Source organism: Vibrio sp. 10N.239.312.D08, from assembly GCF_041466145.1.
GTDB lineage: Bacteria > Pseudomonadota > Gammaproteobacteria > Enterobacterales > Vibrionaceae > Vibrio > Vibrio crassostreae_C.
Genome location: NZ_JBFSSD010000119.1, coordinates 1 through 1,339, shown reverse-complemented (window position 1 = coordinate 1,339; position 1,339 = coordinate 1). Strand labels below are relative to the sequence as shown.

Sequence of the window (1,339 nt, the reverse complement as noted above, 5' to 3'; positions counted from 1 at the left end):
GTATATGGAATCCACGTATTTACAAAGTGATTTTGGCAATAAAAGTTAAGATGCGGTCGTATATTCGGCTTCTTATTGAAGGAGCTACCCTCTAGCCTTTGATGTTTTGCGCACCTACTGTCCTTATCGCGTTAGCAGCTTTTTACAGCATGACAGAATGGCCAGGTTCTCAGTAGGTTGGTCTTACCTTTTATGCATCATCATTTTGTAAAATTTAAAAATTTGGTAGTGATTAATGAGTGAGTAATACTGGTTTATATTCAGTCTCATACCGAAGCATTGCCCACGCAGTACGTACCACTTTGTTAGCCAGTGCAATGCAGGCCTTCTTGAAGCCGATACGATCTATGATGTTCCTCAACCAAGCGTCCTTCTGAGTCTTCGGTTTTTCGGGTAGTCGCCCAACGTATGACATTGCGCCAAGATAAAGAAGCGAGCGTAGCTCCTTCACACCACCGCATTTATCGATCCCAATCATAAAAACTTTGCCTCCTGAACTGTGCTGTTTAGGTGTAAGACCAACAAATGCTGAAGCTTGTCTTCCATTCTTGAACTGCTTTCCATCACCAAGAGTTGTATAGAGCATCGCAGCAGTTGTTTCACCAACCCCTTCAATGCCCATTAATCGTTGGCACGGCTCTATCTGACGGGTTAAAGCATTTTTCTCTTTTTCGAATGCGATGAGTTTTGCTTTAAGTTCTTTATATTGCTCCCAAAGCATCGACAGAACGGATACGACATTGGAGGGTATTGGTGTATCGCCATCAAGCACGGTTTGAACCGACGCTTTTAAGCCTTTTTCACCTCTAGGGTTTGCTATCCCGTAGCCCAAAATTGTCCCTCTAATGTGAAGAGCTAGGGAAACAACACTACGAGATAAGAATCTACGGCTAGTTTCTAAAGAATGCATAGCTTGTTGTTCCAATGACTTTGGACGACTGTACTTGATACCAATTTGTATAGCGGCGTTAGCGATGGCGAGAGCATCATTATGATCCGTTTTATGACCTTCTAGGTATCCTTTCACCTTCTTAGGGTTAATGATTCGGACTTCATGCCCAAGTTTTTCTGCTAATTGCCCCCAGTAATGGCAACCGCAACAACCTTCCATGGCGACAATCGAAGGCTTAGCCTTTGCCAAGAACTCTTTCATCTTCTGGCGACTCAGAGGTTTATTGGACATTAGCTCACCATGAATGCTGATATGGCAGGCTTGAAGAACATTTTTTGCTAAGTCGATAGCGATAACATTTTTAGTCAACATATTGGAACCCTCGGTTTTTTCTCACACTCCTAAGTCTAGATTGCTAAGGAGGGAGTGGATTCCATACATCACGTT

At 42.9% G+C, this 1,339-nt stretch carries 1 protein-coding gene; it reads right to left on the bottom strand.

Annotated features, from left to right (window positions below; all coding sequences use genetic code 11):
* Nucleotides 1-232: 232 nt before the first annotated feature.
* Nucleotides 233-1,264 carry an IS110 family transposase gene (locus AB6D58_RS24430; protein ID WP_102321104.1) on the bottom strand — a complete coding sequence of 344 codons (1,032 nt, stop codon included), beginning with the start codon at nt 1,262-1,264 and terminating at the stop codon, nt 233-235.
* Nucleotides 1,265-1,339 lie beyond the last annotated feature (75 nt).

Excerpts from the sequence above, each read along its gene's own strand:
- AB6D58_RS24430 (WP_102321104.1), bottom strand. The coding sequence starts at position 1,264 with ATGTTGACTAAAAATGTTATCGCTATCGACTTAGCAAAAAATGTTCTT.